Origin of the sequence: Salipiger sp. HF18 (assembly GCF_011806505.1) — a bacterium.
GTDB lineage: Bacteria > Pseudomonadota > Alphaproteobacteria > Rhodobacterales > Rhodobacteraceae > Salipiger > Salipiger thiooxidans.
Map to the genome: position 1 here is coordinate 1 of NZ_JAATOS010000508.1, position 2,812 is coordinate 2,812.

Annotated in this window: 4 protein-coding genes; 2 read left to right on the forward strand and 2 right to left on the reverse strand. The window is 62.2% G+C overall.

Annotated features, from left to right (window positions below; genetic code table 11):
* Window positions 1-40: 40 nt before the first annotated feature.
* Together HC022_RS23240 and HC022_RS23245 are read right to left on the reverse strand one after the other, a co-directional pair.
* Complete coding sequence (locus HC022_RS23240) at window positions 41-442, reverse strand: hypothetical protein (protein ID WP_167453983.1); 402 nt, start codon at window positions 440-442, stop codon at window positions 41-43.
* Window positions 443-1,109: 667 nt separating this feature from the next.
* Complete coding sequence (locus HC022_RS23245; RefSeq protein WP_167453984.1) at window positions 1,110-1,652, reverse strand: hypothetical protein; 543 nt, start codon at window positions 1,650-1,652, stop codon at window positions 1,110-1,112.
* A 119-nt stretch (window positions 1,653-1,771) separates the two neighbouring features.
* On the opposite strand from HC022_RS23245, the gene HC022_RS23250 reads away from it, so the two are divergent.
* Together HC022_RS23250 and HC022_RS23255 are read left to right on the forward strand one after the other, a co-directional pair.
* Window positions 1,772-1,945, forward strand: a complete 174-nt coding sequence (locus tag HC022_RS23250) for a ribbon-helix-helix protein, CopG family (protein WP_167453985.1) — start codon at window positions 1,772-1,774, stop codon at window positions 1,943-1,945.
* A gap of 524 nt (window positions 1,946-2,469) precedes the next feature.
* Complete coding sequence (locus HC022_RS23255; RefSeq protein ID WP_167453986.1) at window positions 2,470-2,760, forward strand: hypothetical protein; 291 nt, start codon at window positions 2,470-2,472, stop codon at window positions 2,758-2,760.
* The last annotated feature ends 52 nt before the right edge of the window (window positions 2,761-2,812 follow it).

The window sequence follows — 2,812 nt, forward strand, 5'->3', positions numbered from 1 at the left end:
CCATGAAAAAAGGGGAGGGGAGTGGGGGAAGAGGGCGGGATCAGACGGAGAGGTCGGCGCCGGTGCCGAGCTGGTTCAACATGGCCAGGATCGTGGGCTCGAGCCGTGCCTCGTAGATCTCTGACTTCACGCGCAGATGCTCCCGGTACCTGGCAGGCGGGATGATCGCGCTGGGATGCGTGCGCTTCAGGGCGCCATGCATGCGCTTCTCGAGGCTTTGGGCCGCACGGCCCGTGGACATAGCGACTGTCCGCAAGATGGTGCCGCCGATCTCGGGACTGCACATCAGCTGGTGGTGAAGCCGGCTGCGCGGATTTTTCGAGAAGCCGAGCTTGGTCATGGACGACGAGTCGGGAATTTTGAAGCGCATGCAGTAGATAAAGCTCGGCGCCGTCGCCCAGCTGACGCCGCACCCGCCGCAGCAGATCCGCTCGGTTTGCATGTTGGCACGCGCGAACTCCTGAACATGTCCGCAGCTGTGTCGATAGCGGCGATAGCTCGAACCGCGATCTCGTGACGGGCCGAGCAGCTCTCAACCCGCAGTGCGCGCCTCGGCTTCTTCCACATGTCGGAGGCAAGTCTCGCAGCGCAGCGCATGTTTGCCGCGCGCGATTTGACGGACGCGTCCGAACTGCCGACGGATGGAGTGGCCACAGGCGGCACGGTAGAATCCATGCCTATGATCGTCCGGGTCGCGGTGCAGCAATTCGAGACCGACGGATCTGGCATCTTCGCGCCAGCGTTGCTCGATGCAATGTGGGCAAAGCGGCGTGTGGTCCATCAGCACATTGCGCTTGCTGCGGTGCTCCCCCGCCGCAGTGGTCGCATTCGAGCATGATCTGATACCGATCCGCACCACGGCGCGTGAGCCGAAACTCCTTGTCGCGCGCCATCTGCTGCCAATGCGCAGGGACCGGCGTCGTCACGGGGAGAGACATGATCGGAGGGATGTTGTGGTCAGGTTGGGTCATGAGAGAGCCTCCGGGCAGAGCGTGGCCAGCCCGCTGCCCGTGAGGGCGCGGTGGGCGACACGCGTAATGTGTGAGTAGACACGGGGGACCCGCCCGGCGCGGATCGCGCGCCGGCTGGTCAGCTGAAAGGCGGGGAGATCAGATCGCGCAGGTCTCGATCAGCGTATCCGGTTCGGCAACGGAACACGGCTCGGCCGAGGCCGCGACCGGGTCATTGAACTCGCCAAGATCGGCAATGGCGTCGAGGTGGGAGTGGCAGGTCTCCAACATCTGCTGCACGCGCGCCCCCACGGCGCCGGAAGCGCAGCAGGCGAAGAGCGGAGCGAAGCTGTGGAGCAAGCGATGGAGCGCGGTGAACTCGACGTCGTTGTCGTTCACGATCAGCGCCCGCGTGAGCAAGGCCGAACGCTTGAGAGGCCGGTCCTCGAGACGCTCGAGCGGTGACGCGGTGATCGCGTCCGTCGCTTGCAACGCGTCTTTCCGCGCCGCCTCGGCGTCGGCGATCCAGGCCTGGAACGCGAGGTCGAAGCAGTCGGCCGCCTCCAGATCCCGTACGAACTCGATGTACTTCGAGAGCGCGATGTTCAACTGCGTGAACCGGCGCGAGATAGTGCTGTGCGAAAACAGGTCGCGCGATGCTTCCGTCACGCCAAACGGCGTGGTAGCGATGATGGTAGCCATGGATGATCTCCAGATGATCGTACAAGGTCAGGGCAGGGCGAGAGGGTAGGATCTCTTGCCTCTGCCCGTTCAATATGGGATCATACTATTATGATGTCAACATCAAAATGGTAATATTGATGGCGCCTCCGAAGAAAGATACCGAAGCTCTCACGCTCCGACTGCCTCGAGAAATGATAGATGCGATCGATGACCGGCGGCGCCGGGAGGCGGATGTACCCACTCGCCCCGAGATGATTAGGAGGGCACTCGTACAGTGGCTCTCCATGACCGATGATGCTGCGAAGCAGTAGTCGGTCAGGGTAGGGACACAGAGCAGATATGCCGGAGTGCCGAACAAAGGTCAGCATTCGCGGCAGCATCTCTCACGAGTGAAAACCGCAAAATTATATGGCATTCTAGCCCAGTCAGAGCGGGTCCAGCAGGCTGCTGGCCGCAGTGGGCTAGGGGAGGGCGAAGCCCTGCATGCAGGCGACGAGGAGGGGGTTCCTCTCGCGAACAGGCCGGTGGACCGTTCGGATCTAGTGCCGAGTAGTACAGGAGGTGCTTGCCGGTTTATGAGCCGAGCGACGTGCGATCGCTTCCGGGAAGGCGCCTTCGGCGCGGGGGTGTCGAGAGGGGCGAGGCCCCTTCGGCTGGGGGTTTCGAAAGGGGGATGCGCAGCGTTCCCCTTCGCCGAAGAGAGATAACACCGGACGCAAGTCGGGTGGTTATCTCTAGTAGGCTCTGCCATGCCCTGCGGGGGAGGGCGCAAAAAAGATGATCTGACGACAAATCGCATTTCGGATTTTCGCCGGTCCCGCAGATTCTGTGAGACATGAAAGATGTTCTCGACACCCCCGCTCTGAATTCGAAAGACGGCAACCCCCGTGCTGTCTCGATCCGTATCGAACCCCGTACCATGTCGAAAGCGAAGGGCACGCGGCGGCATGATTTCCGTATCGGAAAACTGCCGAAATACGTCAAAGCCGATCGCGTGCAACTCAATCGCGAGCTGATGCCCCTTCGCCCACTGGGCCAGATCAGGAAGGAAAATGCCGAGCTGCGTATGAAGGCATCTCGGCAGCGGGCGATGAAGCAGAAGATAGTGCCCCCGCGCGTGGTGTAGGAGCGTGGACCTTCGGAGAGGTCCGAGTCTGATCAGGATGCCACGGCGGGCA